Genomic DNA, 15,745 nt, shown 5'->3' on the forward strand with positions numbered 1-15,745 from the left:
GTCCGAACCCCGAAGACGAAGGCCTCGACTCAACGTAGGTGACACAGCTAGCCAGAGCCCACCGCAATCCCCAGCTTCCAAACTCAGGGCTCCCAACTTGTTGTCGATGCGCCATCAGGATCCGCGAGGGCCACCTGCCGGATCGCGCTCCTAACAATCCAAGTCTCCGGAGCGAAGGGCAAACAGTACGAACTTCGGGCCGCGGACGAACGCGGCTTCGACCAGTGGGCTGCATCTACACCGCCTAGGACTTCGAGTACGACTGGTCGGGCGTGATCGTCGGCAAAGATCTCGTACGCCGCGATGGCATGTAGCACGCGGTACGCGAGCACTCCAAGGAGCCGGAGGCCAGGAAGGCCGAGGATCTGCACTTTAGCGCCTTGATCAAGAACACGTACAAGGACCTGCTCACTCGCGGGATGCGCGGGACCACCATCTTCTCGGAAGAACCCGAAACCCCAGGAATTCCTGAGGAAATGATCCAGTAGTCCGCATGCTCGTTCATCGCGGATTCGGCTATTGCACCGGCAGGCAGACCGCGATGTCGGCGAGGGCATCCAGGGTGGGACCATCGACATGACCAGGCGCCGTGCCGGTCTCGGCCACGATCATCCCGTTGCCTTCCGCGCGCGGGCGGCAGTGCAGACCGCTGATACGAACGTCGGCCAGACCGAGCACCGCGGTGATCTCCAACGACCGGATGTCACCGCCGCCCTGGACAGCCTCAACCTTCTCGAACGCCTCGGCCTGCTTTTGCTGTGGAACCTGACGCACACGACCGAGATGACGGCCACGTTGCCGTGACCGTCACCCACTGCCATCAACATCCACCCCAGGGACGCACAGAGAGACGGACCAGGAACTCTCGAACCTTCCCACTCAACGAAGCGACGCATCTATCTCATGCTCAGCCCGACGGCCCAACTGCTTGAGCTTCATCTGACTCAAGGCCTCGTCAGGCGTCCCCCGCCGCGCCGATTTCTGCGCCTCGGCCTTGCAAGTCTTGACTGAGCGCCCTGGTTAACGAGTCGACTACATCCCGCCTGCCAGGTTTCCTCCACTGCTTGTCCGGCGAGGCCAACACCCGCGCCGACACTTCCCGGGCCGCCCGACACGCCACTCGCCCAGGCGACCACTACCGCAGTCGCGACAGCGGCCGTCGCGCCCGCGCCCTTCTTCCGCAGCTTGATTTTCGACCGTCGAGCAGCGTCCGCTGCCCACCGCTCTCCGCCATTCACAACCCCTCGTCAAACAGTTCGCCGATACCCACGCGATCGGATAACCAGCGGACTAGACACGTCCGACAAGTTCCGAAGGTTGCCTGGGAAAGAGGTTGATCTATCGGAACAACGGATTCGCCGAAATGGCTTCAGGCGATGTGGAAGTCGTCGAGGCGGCGGGCTTCGACGGACGATTCCGTAGCCGCCAGCCAGTGCGGATAGGTGACGTAGACCAGTTCCGTGTCTTCGTCGGCCACGTAGACGACCTCGGTCCCGGCTCGCAGGTAAATCACCTCACCGGCGCGGGCGGTCACCGAGCCCGACGGGCCCTCGACGGTGAAGACGCCAGAGGTGATCACCAGAGCCTCGTCGTAGGTCATCTTCCACGGGTTCTTCTCTCCTTTCCGATAGCGCCCGAAGCCGACGGACACCGCCGCGCCGCTGTCCTGCGAGAGGACGTCGGCCAGGAAGATCTGCTGGTCAAGGCGCTGGAACCAGGTCGAAGCGTCATCGCTCGTGAAGTGCTCGACGGACATCTGAGTCTCCTTAAATGGAAGTTCCTCCACTTAGTTAACTGGAGAAAGTTCCACTTGTCCACCGACTAGGCTCACGAGGTGCTTCCCATCGCAGGGTCCGGACCGGCAGAGCGGGCGGACGCGGCTCGCAACCGGCAGAAGATCGTCCGCGCGGCGGCCAAGCTCGTCGCGGCCAAAGGGATCGACGGACTCGCGCTGGACGAGGTCGCGGCGGAGGCGGGCGTCGGGATCGGCACCGTGTATCGCCGGTTTCCGGACAAGGGCGCGTTGGCGCAGGCGTTGCTCGACGAGAACGAGCGTGAGTTCCAGGAGGCGTTCATCAGCGGGCCGCCGCCGCTCGGACCGGGGGCCCCCGCGAGCCAAAGGCTGAAGGCGTTTACCGACGCATACGTCGACAGGCTTGAGACGCACGGGCAACTGCTGATGGTCGCGGAGACCGAGACGCCGATGGCGCGGTTCGTGACCGGCGCGTACAGGCTGCACCACAGCCACCTGGTCGCGTTGATCAGCGAGATCGAGCCTGACGTCGACGCGCACTTTCGTGCGGACGCGATCTTGGCACCACTCGCCGCTGCGCAGTATGTCTACCAGCGGCAAAACGGCATGACACCGAAGCAGATCAAGACGGGGCTGAAAGAGCTCCACCGGGCTTGGTGACTAACCTGTCGACTGGACGACAACAGCCTGAAGGATCGGCCAAGTCAAACGATGAGTGAATACCAGTACTACGAATTCCTCGCGATCGACCACCCGCTGGACGAACGTTAGCAAGCCGCCGTGCGTTCCCTGTCCACCCGTGCGCGGATCACCGCCACCAGCTTCGTCAACGAGTACCACTGGGGCGACTTCAGCGGCGACCCGAACCGGCTGATGGAGCGCTATTACGACGCGCACGTCCATGTGACCAATTGGGGAACACGCCGGCTCATGTTCCGGCTGCCACGCCATGTTCTGGACCTCGACAAGGTCGCGGACTACCGCGTCGGTCACCATCTGTCGGCCTGGACGGCGGACGATTTCCTCGTGCTCGACATGACGAGCGAAGACGACGACGAAGACTTCGAATTCAACTACGAGGCCGAAGCAAGACTGTCCGCCACCGTGGGAGTCCGCGCCGAACTCGCGGCGGGCGATCTCCGTCCCCTCTACCTCGCCTGGTTGGCCGGCTACGGCGCCTGGGAGCGGGACGAAGACGCCTTCGAGCCTGACGCGGACCAAAGGCTTGAGCCGCCCGTGCCGCCTGGCCTGGGCACGCTTACCGCGCCGCAACGAGCGTTTGCCGACTTCCTCCGCCTCGACGACGAACTGCTCGCGAGCGCGGCCCGCACCAGTCCGCCATTCGCCGATACCGCGGATGACCTCGACCGACTCACGGCCTGGGTGAAAAAACTGCCGCTCGCCGAGAAGAACGAGCTTTTGTCGCGAGTCGTTCAAGAGCCGGGCGCGACCGTGCGAATGGAACTACTTCGCCGGTTCCGCGACATTCACACGACGACTACCGCCGCACCACGGCGAACCGTTGCCGATGTTCTCGACAGTGCCGCACGACTACGAGCTGAGAAGGTTTGACATGGCTGAACTGGTCGAGCAGGTGCGCGCGTTCACCGAATGGGTGGGCGCGGGGCGCAAGCTCACTCAGACCGGGCGTCTCACTTTGGCTGACGCCAAAGTTCTGGTGCCGTTGCTGAAGACCGGCGACGTGCTCGAGAAGACTATCGGCGACCACGTGTACCGAACCAGATCGAGCGAGCATCTGCCCGACCTGATGCTCGTCGTGGAATGCGCCAAGTCGGCGCGGCTGGTCCGCAAGACAGGGCAACGGCTGGTGCCGGTGAAGAAGAACCAGGCGCTGCTCGACGACCCGCAAAAGCTGTGGCTCGCGCTGTTCACCGGATTCGACCAGGTGGGCGAAGCATTTCTGCACCCGGGTTTCGGCGAGTCACTGCTGCGGCCGGAGTTCGCCGACGGTAGTCGTGCGGCCTTGACCTCGTTGTACGACGCCGAGGGCGCCGTCGACATCGGTAGCGTGTGCGCGACGGTCTGGAACGTGGTGAGTGCGCCTTACGTCCTCGACGATCTCACCGAATTCCAGCTCGAAACCCTGCGCATCACGACCGACCGCGACACCAAGCAGGTACTTGATGCCCTTCAACGACTGGGAGCCGTGACCCTCCGGGACAAATCGGCCGAGCTGACCGAACTCGGCCGATCGGGAATGCGACGGCTCTTGGGCGAGCCGGAGGCCGGTGATCCGATCTACCAGGTCAAGATCACTCTGCTCGAGATCGAAAGCCTCCCGGTGTGGCGGCGGGTGCTGGTTCCGGCGGCCATCCGGCTCGACCGGCTGCACGTGGTCATCCAGGCCGCGATGGGCTGGGACAACTACCACCTGCACAACTTCGTCGATGGCCAGACGTACTACGGCGAAGCCGAGCCCGAGCTGCAGTACCGCGACGAACGGAAAGTGCGGCTGGACGACCTCGTGAAGCCCGGCGGCCGCCTCTTGTACAACTACGACTTCGGCGACAGCTGGGACCACGAGATCCTCGTCGAGGAAGCCACGGTCGCCACGGCTGACGGGCGCTACCCGCGGTGCGTCGCGGGCCAAGCGGCGTGCCCGCCGGAGGACGTCGGCGGCACTGGAGGGTATGCCCGGCTGCTCCAGGTCCTCGGCGATCCCGGGCACCCGGAGCACCAGGACATAGTCGGCTGGCTCGGTCTCGATGACCCGGGCCGATTCGACCCTGCGCGCTTCAGCCTCGAAGAGACGAATCAGCGCCTCGCCGTGCGGCGATAGACCGGCGAGATGGGCTACTGGACACGGGACGGCGGGATCGACGGCAGGGATCCCATCGACCTCGACGACGTGGACCTGGTCGTCATCGAGCCTTTGCCATCTTCGGTCTGGTACGAGGACATGGCGGACTTCGCGGCGGGTATCAGCGACGAACGAGCAGGCGAACGGCTATCGAGGGTCCTCAGGGGCAAGGGCGCCTTCCGCCGGTTCAGGAACGAGTTGCACGACCGGTACCCGCACCTTGTTCCCGTGTGGAACACCTTCAGCGACAACCGCGCGAAGCGGCGCGCGGTCGAGTGGCTCGCCGACAACGCCCTCGTCGACGAGGGCAGCGCCGACCGGTTCGCCACGGGACACCCGGATCCCGACCTGCCCTGAACGAGCAGGCCGGGACACGATCAGCGCTCGCCCAGTTGCCATTCCGGCCGCACGTAGTGGCAGGTGTAGCCGTTCGGGATGCGCTCCAGGTAGTCCTGGTGTTCGGGCTCGGCTTCCCAGAAGTCACCGGCCTGGGTCACCTCGGTGACGACCTTGCCCGGCCACTTGCCGGAGGCGTCGACGTCGGCGATCGTCTGTTCGGCGACCTGCTTCTGCGTGTCGTCGGTGAAGTAGATCGCCGACCGGTAGCTCGCGCCGATGTCGTTGCCCTGACGGTTACGGGTCGTCGGGTCGTGGATCTGGAAGAAGAACTCCAGGATCTGGCGGTACGAGAGCTGGGCCGGGTCGAAGACGATCTCGATGCCTTCGGCGTGCGAGCCGTGGTTGCGGTAGGTCGCGTTCGGCACGTCGCCGCCGGTGTAGCCGACCCTGGTGGAGACGACTCCGGGGTGCCGGCGGAACAGGTCCTGCATGCCCCAGAAGCAGCCGCCCGCGAGAACAGCCTTTTCCGTCACTGTTGATCTCCTCTGGTCGTTGACACCCAGTACAACGTGTCGCACCCTCCCTGTCATCCCCGTCCAAGTGTGACGGAACGCTTACGTCCCCCGCGCGTCTCACGCTAGGTGAAGCTCCTGCTCGCCGCCCTCGCCCTCCTCTTGCTCGCCGGCTGCGCGACGCCACCAGAAGCGCCGAAGGCCGAAGAGGCCTTCAAGTTCGGCGGGATCTCGATGCCCGCGAGCGGCAAGGTGCTGGAGACGCAGTACGACCGGGGCATCGACGCGCGCTACGTGGTCGTCCTGACCCTGCCGCCGGAGGACGTGCCCAAGCTGCTCGAAGCGTCGCGCTTCGCACCCGGTGTCCTCAAGGACGACCAGCTCGTCGACGGCCGTCGTGTGTACCGCGAGGTCACCGTGCAAGGGACCACGGTGCGCCTCGAGATGTTCACCACGTGAGCACTCAGCGTAAAAAGTATGGGCCGTTCAGACTCGCCTGGGTGACCCCCTAACGTGGTACCCCACGCATCATTCGCCGGAGGACGCATGGATCCGTTCCGTGTACCGCCCGACCTGTTTCGTTTCACCGACGGCAGCAGATCCGGGCTCCCCCTGGCGATCCTGCACGCCTTCGGCGAGGCGAACGAGCGGCTCAAGACGGCGCTCGGCATCGACGACGTCCGCACGGAACTGCGAGGCGTCGGCTGGCTGGAGACGCTGGCCGACGAAGGCCTGGTCAGCGCGCTGGACCAGCTGCGGAACGACAAGCTCCTCGACGTCGTCCAGAACCACGCGGGCGATTACCGGACGGCGTCCGAGTACGAGCGCCGCAATCTCCAGTACTCACTGACCAGGCTGGGCGAAGCGGCGTACGCGGGCGCGGTCCGCGCGAACGAGGTGCTCAACGCGACAGGGGCGCTCCAGACAGCGACGCTCGAAGCGCTGGGCGAGCGGCTCGGTGAGCTCGCGAAGCAGCTCGAAAACGGCACTGACAGGCGCGTGTTCAGCACGCTCACCGAGGTCGAGAGCCACCTCGAGGCGTTCCGCGACAACACGAAGCGCTTCAACGGCGACCTCCAGCGCCTGCTGCACGCCGAGGCCGACCTCGCGACGTTTCACGAGGTCAAGGCGTCCACGGTCGCCTATCTGCAGGAGTTCCTGAACGACCTGGAGCACCACACCCACACGATCGCCACCCGCATCAAGGAGATCGACGACCACGGCATCGACCGCGTGCACCGGCGGGCGCTCAACGGCGCGGCACTGCCGAATCCGGATCAGCGCTGGCTCACCGTCCGCAAGGCCCGCTGGGACGGGCTTCGCGCGTGGTTCCTGCCCGAAGACGGGGCGACGCCGCGGGTGGAGGACCTTCACCAGGTCTCGCGGCGGGCGATCGTCACGCTCCTTCAGGTGCTGGACCGGATCACCGAGTCGCGGCGGCGGGCGAGCAGCGCGGTCGCCGATTTCCGTGAGCTGGCGCGCTGGTTCACCGTCGTCCCGGCTCAGGAGGACCTGCATCGCCTGTGGTCCACCATGTTCGGGCTCAGTTCCGCGCGGCACGCGCATCTCGCCCACGCGGACCCGGAAGTGGTCAGCACGACGGCGTCGTGGCTCGACGCGCCGCCGGTGGAAGTCTCGGAGCTGCTCCGGTCGGCGGGCCGCACCGAACGCTTCACCAGGACCGGACGCGTCCGCGACGTCACCGCGCTCCGAGCGGCGAGAGCGGTACGAGCCCAGGAAGAACGCGCCGAGCTCGAAGCCGCGTGGAGCATGCTCGACACCGGTGGAGTCGTGCGGCTTTCGGCGTTCGAGAAGCTGGACCACACCGTTTTCGAACGCCTGCTGGACCTGCTGGGGCAGGCACTGGGCAGCGCCGTCGGCGCGGACGGCACCCGGCGGAGCACGACGTCGGACGGGCAGATCGAGATCGTCCTGCGGCCGGCACCCAACGGCGCGGTCGCGCGCCTGACCACCACGAGCGGCGTCTTCCGCGGTCCCGATTACGAGATCGAGATCAGCACGGCCGGAGGCGGTGCGTGAGCCTTACGAACCAACTGGTCATCGCGGAGCGCGAAGAGGTCGCACGCGGGATCCGGGCCCTGCTGGCCACCCCGCTCATCGGCGAACGCGGCTCCCCCGAGACCTTCGACCTCATCCGCCGCCGCCGCGAGCCCATCCGGCAGTGGTTCGACTACTACTGCGGCTGGACCCTCACCGTCGAACCCCGGCTCGGCTACGCCCGGCTGGTCAAGGTCCGCGCCGCCGCCGATCCCAGCCGTCCCGCCCGGCGGCTGCGGTCCGGCCGCGCGGCCTTCGACCGCCGTCGCTACGTCCTGCTGTGCGTGGCGGCGGCCGAACTCCTGACGGTGCCGGTGACCACCATCGGCCTGCTCGCCGACCGCGTCGCGAGGGCGAGCGCGGCCGACGACCTGGTGACCACGTTCGAGGTCGCCTCCCGGGCCGAGCGTCTCGCGTTCGTGGACGTCCTCAAACTGCTGGAGTCCTACGGCGTCCTCGAAACCGCCGACGGGGACGCGGAGTCCTTTGTGGACGACACGACCGCGAAGGTGCTGTTCCGGGTCGACGCGACCCTGTTGCTGCGGATGCTCGCCGCGCCGGTCGGGCCTTCACAGCTGGCCGTGCCCGCCGACGACGTCGCGCTGCGGTTCGAGGAACTGCTGGAGGCGGTGTCGCACGAGCAGCGCTACGGCCTCTCGTCGGGCCGCCACGAGGACACGCCGAGCGCGTCCGACGTGCAGCGGAACCTGTGGCTCCGGCACACCGTCTTCCGCCGTCTCGTCGACGACCCGGTGCTGTACTTCGCCGAACTGACCGCGGAGGAACGCGCGTACCTCGGCACCCCGACCGGGCGCCAGTTGCTGCGCCGCGCCGCGGAGCAGGGCGGTTTCGTCCTGGAAGAACGCGCGGAGGGCGTGCTGCTCGTCGACGTCGACGGGCTGGCCACCGACGAGCGGTTCCCGGACGACGGCAGCAACGCCAAGGTCGCCGCGCTCCTGCTGCTCGACGCGCTGGACGAGCCGCGGACGACCGACTATCTGCGCAACGCGACGGCCAAACTGCTGAAACGGTTCCCGCGCTGGGCCAAGACCTACCGGGGCAAGGACGGCGTGCGACGGCTGACCGTCGACGCGCTCGCCGTGCTGAGGAGTTTCGGGCTGGTCCGCGCCGAAGCCGAACTCGTCCGGCCGCTCCCGGCCGCCGCGAGGTACACCGACCGAAACGAGGAGGCGCCGTGACCGTGACGAGGTGGGTCCCGTCCCGCGCGGGCATCCTCAACATCTGGCGCTATTACGACGAGATCTTCGAGTTCCACGACGGGCGCCTGCTGCTGCGCGGCCCGAACGGGAGCGGGAAGTCCAAGGCGCTGGAGCTGCTGCTGCCGTTCCTGTTCGACGCGAGCCTGCGCGCGAACCGGCTGTCGACCTTCGGCACCAGCGAACGCAGCATGCACTGGAACCTGATGGGCGAAGGCGCTTCCGGCGCCACGCGCGTCGGGTTCGTCTGGCTCGAATTCGGCATGGCCGGTGACAAATGGTTCACCTGCGGCGCGCGGCTTCAGGCCAGCACGCACACCAGTACGGTGCACGCCGACTTCTTCACCACCGGACTGCGCGTCGGCGACGGCCTTCCGCTGGTCAACGAGGCAGGCCAGCCGCTGACCAAGAACGCGCTGGAGGAGACCCTCGGCGAACACGGCACCGTGCACGCCGGCGCGGCCGAATACCGCGCGGAGATCCGCGCGAAGTTGTTCCCGACCTTGAGCGAGCAGCGCTACGACGCGCTGATCACCGCGCTGCTCCAGTTGCGGATGCCCAAACTTTCGCAGCGGCTCGACCCCAGCCTGCTGTCCAACCTGCTCTCCCGCGCGCTCCCGCCGTTGGGACAGCAGGAGATCGCGGATCTCGCCGAGGGTTTCGAACGGCTCGACGCGCAGCGCGAACGGCTGGGCTCGCTGGAGACCGAGGTCGACGCGACCCGCGCGCTCGCCGCGCGGCAGAAGACCTACGCGCAGCGTGTCCTGCGCGCGGGCGCCGCGAACCTCATCGCCGCGACCGGTGAACTCGACGACCTCGCCGCGGCCGCCCGCCGTTCGGCCGAGGAGCACGACGAGGTCGCCGCGAAGAAGAAAGCCGCCGAGGAGCTGGCGGCGAAGCTCGAAAAGGACGTCGAGGAGACCGAAGCCCGTCTCTCCGGGCTGACCGAATCCGAGTCGTACCGAAAGGGCCAGGAGCTCGACAAGCTGCGGCAGCGGGCCCTGTCCACGAAGGAAAAGGCGGAGACGCTCCGCGCCGACGCCAACCGTCTCCGGGCCGAGGCGGACGCCGACGAGGAGCGAGCGCGGGCGGCGAAGCAGGTCGCGAAACGGCAGGCCGACCTCGTCCGCGCGCAGGAGACCGAGGTCCGGTCCGCCGCGACCCGCGCGAACCTGGCCGGGGTGCACGACGAACTCGTCGCCGGGCTGGACGAACCGGCGCGGCTCCGTCCGTTGCTGCAAGCCGCCGTCCGCGGCAAGCGCGACCAGGTCGAAACGGTCGGCCGGGCGCTGGACAAGCACGAACGCGCCGTCGGCCGCCGTCACCAGGCCGAGGCCGATCTGGACCGGGTGCGGTCGGATTTCGCGGCCGCGCAGGAGAAGCTGGATCTCACGACGGCGACCCGCGAGCTCGCGCTGAGCGATCTGCGCACCCGGCTCGCCGAATGGGCGATCGGATGCCGCGAGCTGCGGTTCCCCGACGTGGAAGCGCTCGTGCGCGACGCCGAGGCGGAAGTCGCGCTGGTGGGCAGGATCAGCGCGGTCGCCGAGACCGTCCTCGAAGACATCATCCGCCGGGAAGCGGCGACCGGCGCCGCGCTGGCCACCGCGCGCGCCGAGCACGACGAACTCCTCGTCGAGGCGGGCGTCCTCGAAACGGAGGACGTCCTCGAACCCGAATCGCCGCACACCCGGACGGCGGACCGGGCCGAGATGAGCGGCGCGCCGTTGTGGCGGCTGGTCGATTTCGCCGGCTCTCTCCCGGAAAGCTCGCGCGCCGGGATCGAGGCCGCGCTCGAAAGCGCCGGGCTCCTGGACGCCTGGGTGAACTCCCACGGTGTCGTCGAGGGGCACGACGTGCTCTTGGAGACCGGGTCGCTGCCGATCGCTTCCCCTCGTTCGCTCGCCGACGTCCTCGTGCCGGAGCTCGACGCGGAACTCTCCCCCGCGAAGGTCCGGCGGGTACTGGAAGTGATCGCGTTCGACGACGTCCTTCCCGCCGGGCCCGCCGCGATCGGCGCGGACGGCGGCTGGCGGATGGGCAGCCTGTCGGGCAGCTGGACGAAGGACGCCCCGGCGTACATCGGCGCGTCCGCCCGGTCGCGCGCCCGGGAACGCCGGATCGCCGAACTGCGGGACGAGATCGCCGGTCGCGAGAAGACCATCGCCGAACTGGAAGGCGATCTGGCCGCGCTGCGCGGCAGGCGCGAACTGATCAAGATCGAACGCGCCGCCCGCCCCGGTCACGAAGATCTCCTTGTCGCGACTGGGGAAATGACCACGGCCGAGGCCGATCTGACCGCCGCCGACGCCTCCGTCCGGCATCTGGAGACGACCGTCTCCGCGCTGGAGTCCGAGGCCAAGACCGCTCTGCACGAGCTGACCGGCCAGGCGTCGGAGAGCGGCCTGCCGACCGAGCGCGCGCCCCTGGCCGCGCTCGCCACGGCCCTGCGGACCTACTCCGACCAGGGTGAGAACTGGTTGTACGAGAACGGGAACCTGCGCACGGCGACCCAGCGGGCGGAGACGTTCGCCGAACAGGCCGACCGGTCCGAGGGGAACGCGGCCCGCCGCGAAGACGAGGCGTCCGAAGCGGAGGTCGAACGCACCAAGCTCACCGCGATGCTCGACGCGATCGAGGGATCCGTCGGGACCGGCCAGCGCGAAGTGCTCGCCGAGATCGACGGTCTGCGCACGAAACTGCGTGATCTCTTCGGCGAACTGCGTGCCGCGAACGCGCGGGCCAAGGAGCTGGCCGTGTCGCTGGGCGCGCTCGGCGTCCGGCGCACGACCGACGCGCGGGCCCGCGAGGACGCCACCAAGCGGCAGGACGCCGCCGCGCTCCGGTTCCGCAAGCTCGCCACCGGGATCTTCCCCGCGGACGGCGGGATCGAGGACCTGCCGAAGTTCCAGGCCACCCTGTCCGCCTCCGACGGGGTGCGGTCGGCGCTCGACACGGCCCGCCTGGTGGCCGCGGCGTGGCCGTCCGTGCCGCACGCGACGGGCAACCTCGGCGAGGCGCTGCACCGGCTTTCCGAGGCCGTGCACACCTGCCGGAACACGCTCAGCTCGCGCGCGGAACTCGATCTGGAGACCGACGAGGACGTCCAGATCTTCACCGCGGTCGTCGACGGGCTGCGGGTCGGCGCGGCCGAACTGCTGAAGATCCTTTACGCGGAAGCGGAACAGAGCAGGCACGAGATCAGCGGCCGCGAGAGCGACCTGTTCGACAAGACGCTGACCGGGGAGACCCGCCGCCATCTCGCGGCCCGCATCCGCCAGGCCAACGACCTGGTCGACGGCATGAACGCGCGGCTGGAACGGGTGCGGACCGCGTCCAGGGTCGCCGTCCGGCTGGTCTGGCAGGTCTCCCCGGACCTGCCGCCGGGCACCAAGACCGCGCGGGACCTGCTGCTGAAGGATCCGGACGAGCTGACCACCGAGGACCGCGCGTCGCTGCACAAGTTCTTCCGCGAACGCGTCGAACAGGCGAAGGCGGACGACACCGCGACCAGCTGGGAGCAGCAGCTCGCGCAGGTCTTCGACTACACGTCCTGGCACCGGTTCGTGGTCAAGGTGGACCGCGCGAACGGGGCGGGCTGGCAGCTGCTGACCAAGAAGCTGCACGGCGCGCTTTCCGGTGGGGAGAAGGCGATCGCGCTGCATCTGCCGCTTTTCGCCGCCGTCGCCGCGCACTACCAGGCCGCGCCCGAGGCGCCGAGGGTGATCCTGCTCGACGAGGTGTTCGTCGGCGTCGACACCACCAACCGGGGGCAGGTGTTCGGCCTGCTGTCGGCGCTCGACCTCGACCTGATGCTGACGTCGGACCACGAGTGGTGCACCTACGCCGAACTCGGCGGCGTCGGGATCCATCAACTCATCACCGGCGGCGACGGCGACGACGCGGTCACCACCGCCCGGTTCACCTGGAACGGTCACGACCTCCTGCCCGCCGAACCTCGTTAGCCTGAGCGGCCCCTTTCCGCCGTTCTTCCTTGTGCGGCGCGGGACGGCTCGCTACGTTCCTGCCAGTGGCGCCGACGGCTGTGCGGATCCAAGTGCTCGGTTCGCTGCGCGTATGGCTCGACGGGGTGGAACTCGACCTCGGTCCACCCGCCCGCCGTGCCGTCCTGGGGTTGCTGGTCCTCGCCGGCGGCGAGGCGATGTCCAAGCAGGACCTGGTGGACGCGTTCTGGGGTGACCGGCCGCCGCGCAGCGCGGTGAACGTCCTCCAGACCCACGTCAAACACCTGCGCCGGTTGCTGGAACCCGGCCGTCCGTCCCGGTCCGGGAGCGAGATCCTGCCGTACGTCGGCGGTGGGTACGCGCTGCGCTGGGAAGTCGTCGAGATCGACCTTCCCCACGTCCGGGGGCTCGCCGCCGAGGCGAACGAGGCTCAGCGCGAAGGCGAGACAGCCCGTGCCGCGGCCCTGCTCGGCGAGGCGCTGCGCTGGTGGCGTGGCAAACCGCTCGCCGACATCCCCTCGCTCGCAACACATCCGAAGGTCGTGGCCCTGGTCGCGGAACGCCGCGCGCTGCTCGCCAGATACGGCGACGCGATGCTCGCCATCGGCGCGGCCGACGAGGTCTTGACCGAACTGGTCGAGGCCGCCGCGGATCAGCCGCTCGACGAGCCCGCCCAGGCCAGGCTGATCCGCGCGTACCACGGCGCGGGCCAGCGGGCGACGGCTTTCCGGCTGTACCAGGAGGTTCGCGGCAGGCTCGTCGAAGAACTGGGCGTCGAACCCGGCTCCGAACTCCTCGCCGCGCACGCCGCGCTACTCGACGACGGGTCTTCACCGCCCGTCCCGCGTTCCGTCGCCCGGGTCCCCCGGCAGTTGCCGGCCGAACCGCCCGGCTTCACCGGCCGGACCACCGAACTGTCCATTTTGGACGAACTGGTGCCGAGGACGGGCGGTTCCGGCGGCACGGTGGCGCTCGCGGCCGTCACCGGGACCGCGGGTGCCGGGAAGACCGCGCTGGCCGTGCACTGGGCGCACCGCGTCAAGGACCGGTTCCCCGACGGGCAGTTCTACGCGAACCTGCGCGGCCATTCGCCCGGCCCGCCCGCGACGGCGCTCGAAGTGCTCACCCGGTTCCTGTCCGCGCTGGAGGTCCCCGCCGAACGCCTGCCCGCCGACACGGAGACCGCGTCCGCGCTCTACCGGACACTGATGACCGACCGGAAGGCCTTGGTACTGCTGGACAACGCCGTCGACCTGGATCAGATCCGGCCGTTGCTGCCTGCCGGACCGGGCTGTCTGGTGCTGGTCACCGCCCGGGACCGGATGACCGCCCTGGTCGCCCTGCACGGCGCCCGGCGGCTGACCTTGGGCATGCTGGATCCCGGCGAGGCGCTGGAGTTGCTCGCGCGGGTGCTCGGCCCCGAGTGGGTCCGCGCCGAGCACGAAGCGGCCGCCGAGGTGGCCGGGCTGTGCGCGTATCTGCCGCTGGCGCTGAGGATCGCCGCGGCCAACCTCGCCGACAACCCCGGGAAGGGCGTCGAGGACTACGCCATCGAGCTGCGCAAGGGCAATCTGCTGGCCGCGCTCACGGTGCCGGGTGACGAGCAGATCGCCGTCCGGACCGCGTTCGACCTGTCCTACGCGGCCTTGCCCGCCCGGACGCGCCGGGTGTTCCGGCTGCTGAGCCTGGTGCCGGGCAACGACATCGGCGCCGAAGCGGTCGAGGTCCTCACCGGCGCGGAGCGGGCGGGCGCGATCCTGGACACGCTCGCGGGCGCGCACCTCGTCGAGCAGCACGCGCCGGATCGCTACCACTTCCATGACCTGCTCCGCCGCTACGCCGCCGATCGCCTGACGTCGACGGAATCCCCATCCGAAAGCGCGTCCGCCCGCCTCCGGTTCCACGAGTGGTACCTGCGTGGCGCCGACAACGCGGCGAAGATCGTTTACCCGCACATGTTCCGGCTTCCGCTGTCCGTGCCCGACGGCCCGGTTCCCGCCGCCTCGAAGGAGAACGCGGCGGAATGGCTGGAGGCCGAACTGGGCAACCTGGTCGCCGTCGTCGAGGACGCGGCGCGGACCGGGCCGCTGCCGGTGGCCTGGCTCCTGGCCGACGCCCTGCGCGGCTACTTCTGGATGTCGTTGCGCCAGGTGGAATGGCGGGCGGCCGCCGGGGCCGCGCTGTCCGCCGCCGAAGAGGACGGCGATCGCCGCGCCCGTGCCTCCGCCAGGTTCAGTCTCGCCGACTTGAGTTTCCGCCAAGGGCGGTACCGGGAGGCCGTCCGGCACTACACCGGCGCTCTCGTGCTCGCCCGGCGCGCGGGCTGGCTCGAGGCGCAGGCCGCGGTACTGGGCAATCTGGGTTGTGTGTACTGGCAGTCCGGGCGGCTTCCGGCCGCCGCGGTGCGGTTCTCCCGGGGGCTGGAGCTGAGCAAACGCGCGGGCAAACCCGCCGGGGAAGCCGTCGCGCTGGGCAATCTGGGGCTCGTCCTCTGGGAGATGGGCGATCTGCGCGGGGCGGCGTCGCACTATCTCCAGGCCTTGCGCCGGTATCGCGGGATGGGTTCGCGCTACGGCGAGGCGATCAACCTGGCCAACCTCGGCCAGGTGCAGCACGCTCGCGGCCGGGTCACCGAGGCGGCGGGGCTGCTCGTCAAGGCGCTGGCCCTGCACCGCGAGGCCGGGAACCGCGCCGGCGAGGCGGAAACGCTCGGCAGGCTCGCCTCGGTGTACTGCGACCTCGGCAGGCTGACCGACGCGCTCGACCACGCGCGTGAAGGGCTGCGGCTCGCGCGGGAGACCGGCGAACCGCGAGGCGAGGGCGAAGCGCTCGTCGCGCTCGCGAGCGTGCATCGGCGCGCTGGACACCGGCAGGACGCCGTCCGCCGGTATCGGCAGGCCTTGGCTCTGCTGCGGGAAACCGGCGACCGGTATCCCGAAGTCGACGCGCTCCTCGGGCTCGCCACCGCGACCGGCGACCTCGGCCAGGCCCGGCAGGCGCTTTCTTTGGCCGGCCGGGCGGGCTACGGCGCACTGCGAAAACGGGCGACGGCGGCCGTCGAGTCCATCCTCCGCTCCTGA

The 15,745-nt window shown here is 69.0% G+C and carries 12 protein-coding genes; 9 read left to right on the top strand and 3 right to left on the bottom strand.

Annotated features, from left to right (window positions below):
* Nucleotides 1-516 precede the first annotated feature (516 nt).
* Together CFP71_RS43405 and CFP71_RS07685 are read right to left on the bottom strand one after the other, a co-directional pair.
* Nucleotides 517-774 (bottom strand): hypothetical protein, encoded by a 258-nt coding sequence (locus tag CFP71_RS43405; RefSeq protein ID WP_143267050.1) that lies wholly within the window; start codon nucleotides 772-774, stop codon nucleotides 517-519.
* A gap of 595 nt (nucleotides 775-1,369) precedes the next feature.
* Nucleotides 1,370-1,756 carry a cupin domain-containing protein gene (locus tag CFP71_RS07685; protein ID WP_093933130.1) on the bottom strand — a complete coding sequence of 129 codons (387 nt, stop codon included), beginning with the start codon at nucleotides 1,754-1,756 and terminating at the stop codon, nucleotides 1,370-1,372.
* Between the two features lie 78 nt (nucleotides 1,757-1,834).
* Between CFP71_RS07685 and CFP71_RS07690 the strand changes: the two genes are divergently transcribed.
* From CFP71_RS07690 to CFP71_RS07705, 4 genes are all read left to right on the top strand, one after another.
* Nucleotides 1,835-2,413 (top strand): TetR/AcrR family transcriptional regulator, encoded by a 579-nt coding sequence (locus tag CFP71_RS07690; protein ID WP_093933131.1) that lies wholly within the window; start codon nucleotides 1,835-1,837, stop codon nucleotides 2,411-2,413.
* A 120-nt stretch (nucleotides 2,414-2,533) separates the two neighbouring features.
* Nucleotides 2,534-3,325 (top strand): hypothetical protein, encoded by a 792-nt coding sequence (locus tag CFP71_RS07695; RefSeq protein WP_093933132.1) that lies wholly within the window; start codon nucleotides 2,534-2,536, stop codon nucleotides 3,323-3,325.
* A 1-nt stretch (nucleotide 3,326) separates the two neighbouring features.
* A complete protein-coding gene (locus CFP71_RS44605; RefSeq protein ID WP_208635904.1) occupies nucleotides 3,327-4,553 on the top strand; it encodes a plasmid pRiA4b ORF-3 family protein in 1,227 nt (408 codons plus the stop codon).
* A gap of 9 nt (nucleotides 4,554-4,562) precedes the next feature.
* Nucleotides 4,563-4,931 carry a UPF0158 family protein gene (locus CFP71_RS07705; protein ID WP_093933133.1) on the top strand — a complete coding sequence of 123 codons (369 nt, stop codon included), beginning with the start codon at nucleotides 4,563-4,565 and terminating at the stop codon, nucleotides 4,929-4,931.
* 20 nt (nucleotides 4,932-4,951) lie between these two features.
* On the opposite strand, the gene msrA is transcribed toward CFP71_RS07705, so the two are convergent.
* Nucleotides 4,952-5,446 carry a peptide-methionine (S)-S-oxide reductase MsrA gene (gene msrA, locus CFP71_RS07710; protein ID WP_208635905.1) on the bottom strand — a complete coding sequence of 165 codons (495 nt, stop codon included), beginning with the start codon at nucleotides 5,444-5,446 and terminating at the stop codon, nucleotides 4,952-4,954.
* Between the two features lie 108 nt (nucleotides 5,447-5,554).
* Between msrA and CFP71_RS07715 the strand changes: the two genes are divergently transcribed.
* From CFP71_RS07715 to CFP71_RS07735, 5 genes are all read left to right on the top strand, one after another.
* Nucleotides 5,555-5,884, top strand: coding sequence for a hypothetical protein (locus CFP71_RS07715; protein WP_093933135.1), 330 nt, complete (start codon nucleotides 5,555-5,557; stop codon nucleotides 5,882-5,884).
* 87 nt (nucleotides 5,885-5,971) lie between these two features.
* Nucleotides 5,972-7,465, top strand: coding sequence for a TIGR02677 family protein (locus CFP71_RS07720; RefSeq protein ID WP_093933136.1), 1,494 nt, complete (start codon nucleotides 5,972-5,974; stop codon nucleotides 7,463-7,465).
* Nucleotides 7,462-8,682 carry a TIGR02678 family protein gene (locus CFP71_RS07725; RefSeq protein WP_093933137.1) on the top strand — a complete coding sequence of 407 codons (1,221 nt, stop codon included), beginning with the start codon at nucleotides 7,462-7,464 and terminating at the stop codon, nucleotides 8,680-8,682. Before CFP71_RS07720 ends, CFP71_RS07725 begins: the two co-directional genes overlap by 4 nt.
* Nucleotides 8,679-12,665 (top strand): TIGR02680 family protein, encoded by a 3,987-nt coding sequence (locus CFP71_RS07730; protein WP_093933138.1) that lies wholly within the window; start codon nucleotides 8,679-8,681, stop codon nucleotides 12,663-12,665. The genes CFP71_RS07725 and CFP71_RS07730 overlap by 4 nt, the downstream gene beginning before the upstream one ends.
* A gap of 65 nt (nucleotides 12,666-12,730) precedes the next feature.
* Nucleotides 12,731-15,745 (top strand): AfsR/SARP family transcriptional regulator, encoded by a 3,015-nt coding sequence (locus CFP71_RS07735; RefSeq protein ID WP_244199595.1) that lies wholly within the window; start codon nucleotides 12,731-12,733, stop codon nucleotides 15,743-15,745.

The organism is Amycolatopsis thailandensis, from assembly GCF_002234405.1.
GTDB classification, from domain to species: domain Bacteria; phylum Actinomycetota; class Actinomycetes; order Mycobacteriales; family Pseudonocardiaceae; genus Amycolatopsis; species Amycolatopsis thailandensis.

Excerpts from the sequence above, each read along its gene's own strand:
- CFP71_RS07705 (WP_093933133.1), top strand. The coding sequence starts at position 4,563 with ATGGGCTACTGGACACGGGACGGCGGGATCGACGGCAGGGATCCCATC.
- CFP71_RS07685 (WP_093933130.1), bottom strand. The coding sequence starts at position 1,756 with ATGTCCGTCGAGCACTTCACGAGCGATGACGCTTCGACCTGGTTCCAG.
- CFP71_RS44605 (WP_208635904.1), top strand. The coding sequence starts at position 3,327 with ATGGCTGAACTGGTCGAGCAGGTGCGCGCGTTCACCGAATGGGTGGGC.
- CFP71_RS07720 (WP_093933136.1), top strand. The coding sequence starts at position 5,972 with ATGGATCCGTTCCGTGTACCGCCCGACCTGTTTCGTTTCACCGACGGC.